4 protein-coding genes are annotated in these 3613 nt (G+C 67.5%); all 4 read right to left on the reverse strand.

What is annotated here, in order from left to right:
* Window positions 1-49 precede the first annotated feature (49 nt).
* On the reverse strand, window positions 50-1747 hold the full coding sequence (locus YIM_RS29105; protein WP_153033368.1) for a 3-hydroxyacyl-CoA dehydrogenase family protein: 1698 nt from the start codon (window positions 1745-1747) through the stop codon (window positions 50-52).
* Window positions 1748-1831: 84 nt separating this feature from the next.
* Window positions 1832-2299 (reverse strand): nuclear transport factor 2 family protein, encoded by a 468-nt coding sequence (locus YIM_RS29110; protein ID WP_228004077.1) that lies wholly within the window; start codon window positions 2297-2299, stop codon window positions 1832-1834.
* Window positions 2300-2323: 24 nt separating this feature from the next.
* Window positions 2324-3166, reverse strand: a complete 843-nt coding sequence (locus YIM_RS29115; protein ID WP_153033369.1) for a mycofactocin-coupled SDR family oxidoreductase — start codon at window positions 3164-3166, stop codon at window positions 2324-2326.
* Window positions 3163-3585: a hypothetical protein gene (locus YIM_RS29120; protein ID WP_153033370.1), complete on the reverse strand. Its 423-nt coding sequence runs from the start codon at window positions 3583-3585 to the stop codon at window positions 3163-3165. The genes YIM_RS29115 and YIM_RS29120 overlap by 4 nt, the downstream gene beginning before the upstream one ends.
* Window positions 3586-3613: the final 28 nt, after the last annotated feature.

The raw sequence follows: 3613 nt of genomic DNA on the forward strand, positions 1-3613 counted from the left end.
GCGGCAGCCCCCCTAACGGCGGGCCGCCGCCCCCTAACCACGTCCGGGATCAGGCGGTCACGCGCCACACCGAGTACGAGTGAAACCCCGCCTCGGTCTTGCGGCCCAGCCGCCCCAGCGCCACCAGCCGGCTGAGCATCGTCGTCGGCTTGACGTCCGGGTCGTCGTTCGCCTCGTGCAGCCGCAGCTGGATGGCTTCGCTGACGTCGAGGCCGATGGCGTCCAGCAAGGCGAACGGGCCCATCGGGAAGCCGAGGCCCTTCGAGACGGCGGTGTCGACCTCCTCGATCGTCGCCGCCCCGCTCTCGACGAGCGCGGCCGCGTCGTTCAGGTACGGGAACAACAGGTGGTTCACGATGAAGCCGCTGCGGTCGGGGCAGCCGACCGGTGTCTTGCCGAGAGCGGTCGCGAAGGCGTACGCGGTCGCGACGACGTCGTCGGCGACGAATCCGGTCCGGCCGACCTCGACCAGGCGCATCGCCGGGGCGGGGTTGAAGAAGTGCAGGCCGACGACGTCGGCCGGGCGCCGGGTGGCTTTCGCGCAGTCGGCGACCGACAGACTGGACGTCGTGGTCGCCAGGACGGCGCCGGGCCGGCACACGCGGTCGAGATCGCCGAACACCGCCGCCTTGGCCTGCTCGTCCTCGCTGACCGCCTCGATCGCGAGGTCGCAGTCCGCGAGGCCGGCCACGTCGGTGGTCACGACCAGCGACGCCAGTGCCGTCTTCCGCTGCCGCGCACCGACCTGGCCGCGCCGCACCGCGCGTTCGAGGGACGCGTCGATCGCCGCGCGCGCGGCCTCGGCCTTCTCCACGCTGCGCGCGACGAGCACCGTCGGCAGGCCGTGGGACGTCGTGACCTGGGCGATCCCCCGGGCCATGATTCCGGAGCCGACGACGCCGACGCGGCGGACCGGCCGCGGTGTCCCTCCGGGCACGACGGCCGGTTCCGGTGCCGCGTTCCCGGTGTCGTACCGGTAGAAGCCGTGCCCGGCTTTCCGGCCGAGTGCGCCCGTTCCGGCCATCGTGCGCAGCAGCGTGGCCGGTTCGAACGCCGCCCGTCCGGTTTCGCGGTGCAGCCGGTCCAGTTCGGCCGCGGCGGTGTCGATCCCGATCCGGTCCAGCAGCTCGAACGGACCGTGCGGCAGCCCGCACCCCAGGCGCATGGCGGTGTCGATGTCGTCCCTGGTCGACTCGCCGGTTTCGCCCAGCGCGGCCGCGCGGTTGAGGTAGGCCAGCAACATCCGCCGCGCCGCGCCGCCCGCCGGGCCGAGTTCGGCGAGCCGGACCGGGAGCAGGTCGAGCACCGCGCGCACCGCGGCGAGCGTGGCCGGGTCGGTCATGCTCGTGCCGGCGAGTTCGACGCCGCCCGCCGGGGGCGGCACCAGCGTCCGCAGCCCGGCCAGCCGGGTCGGCAGGCCGGAGGCGACGGCGAGGGCGGTCAACGACACGGAGGCGGTCGTGCTGGCGAAGGCGGTTTCGGGACCGCACACCGCCGCGGCCGAGCGCAGGACCGCGCCCTTCAGCTCGAGGCCTTCGGGAACGGCCTCGATGACGACGGCGGCGGGAGCCATCGCTTCGAGCCGCGTGGTGACCGTGGCGCCCGGCCACCGGTCCCTGCCCACGACGGCGGGATCGCAGTCGACGGCGACGACCGGGACGCCGGCGGCGGTGAGCAGGTCCGCCCACGCGCCGCCGGTGGAACCGAGGCCGAGCACGCCGACGGTCGCCGGCTGTTCAGTGGTCATGACAGGCACTTCCTTCGGCGGCGGCCGGATCAGCTCCGGAATCGGGTGAGCTGGGGAGAAACGTGCGCGTCTCCGGGTCGTCGCCTACGCGCCCCGGCTGTCCGCCGGGAACTGGAAGTTGCCGACTTCCGGCTTGGTCAACGGGATCACCTTGCGACTGGAGAACTTCCACATCCCGTTCTCGTGAACGTATCGGTCCTGGTAGTACGCGGTGGCCCGAGAGGACCCACCGGCCCGTACATCGCCCTGGGCGAAGACGGTGCAGGTACCGGAAGCCGTGGATCCGGAGATCTCGTTGATGACGTGATTGGTCGTCAGATGGCAGAGGTTCTCCATCTGCCCGTAGATCTCAGTCTCGAAGTGGCTCCGGATTTCGTCCTTCCCGGTGGCTTTTCCCAGCCCGAAGGCTTCTTCGTCGAAAACCGGACTTTCGTCGCTCCACAGCTCCATCAGAAGATCGAGTTGGCGGGTATCGAGCCGATGAGCATATTTGGCCGTCAGCTCGATGATGTCGAGTCGATTGGCGATCGACGAGAGCGTGTTCTCCGTCATACTGAAAAAACCTCCGATAACTTGTCAGCGCAGTTTGTTGGGGATCATCATTCCGGCGTCGACGGGAAGGGTGATCCCGGTGATGTGCCGCGCCTCGTCCGAGGCCAGATACAGCACCGCGTCGCTGATTCCTCGCGGGTCTATCCAGCCGACGGGAAGCGCGCTCATTCCCTTCATCACATCGTCCGCGGCCTCGGGCGTCGGATCGGGGACTTCGGGCAGGTAAAGTTGCCGCATCGTGGCATTGTTGACCATCGGGGTGTCGACATTTCCCGGATTTACCGAGTTAACCCGGATGTTGTACGGCGCCAACTCCACCGCCAGGGCACGCATCAACCCGACCACGCCGTGCTTGGACGCGGTGTAGTGCGCCATGGTCGGCACGCCGATCAACCCCGATACCGAGCTGATGAAGACCAGCGATCCACCTTCATCCCGTTCGATCATGTGGGGAATCACCGCTTTGACGGTTTTCCACGATCCCGTCAGGTTGACGTCGATCATTTCCTGCCAGGTCTCTTCGGCGAGTTCCCAGGCGAAGCCGAAGCTGGATATTCCGGCATTCGCGCACACGACGTCTATCCGGCCGAACTCGGAAATCGCCTCGTCGACCACGCTCTGCAGTTCCTTGAGGTTGCGCGTATCGGCCTGGCGGGCGATGACCCGCTGCCCCAATTCTTCAACCATTTTAGCCGTCGAAGCAAGATCCTGACTGCCCGCTCCCGGGTACGGTGCGGATTCCAGTTCCGCGCACAGGTCGACGGCGACGATGTCCGCCCCTTCCTGGGCGAGCCGCACCGCATGCGAACGACCCATGCCACGCGCGGCCCCGGTGATCAGTGCGACTTTTCCGGCCACCCGGCTCACTCGGCACCCGCAAACATGATCAACTTGACTTCGGCGCCTTCTTCCTTGCCGAGGTTGTAGGGACGCCAGGCCATGAAACCCGTCTGGCCGAGGTACCGGCCACTGACCCCCACACTCGGGTAATAAGCCCAGCCTCCGGACAGCAGGGATCCCAGATCGATCCAACCGGCCACCCGGATGGTTCCGGACCCGTCCTCGAAGACGACTTCGTTGGTCAGGTAGGCCATGAACTGCTTGTCGGATTCCCGCTGATAGAGAACCTTGTACCCACCCGAGGTGGTGGCCACTTTTTCACCGGACCTGGTGAACAGGGCATGCTCGTAGCTACCACTCTGGCCGACACGGATGTCTTGCAGGTCCTCGATGTCAGTGGTGGCGCTGATCGTGGTCTCGACCAGATCCTCGTAACTGTTGAGCACAATCTCGACCTTTCTCGATTGAGGGGTT

It is taken from the genome of Amycolatopsis sp. YIM 10, from assembly GCF_009429145.1.
Lineage (GTDB): Bacteria > Actinomycetota > Actinomycetes > Mycobacteriales > Pseudonocardiaceae > Amycolatopsis.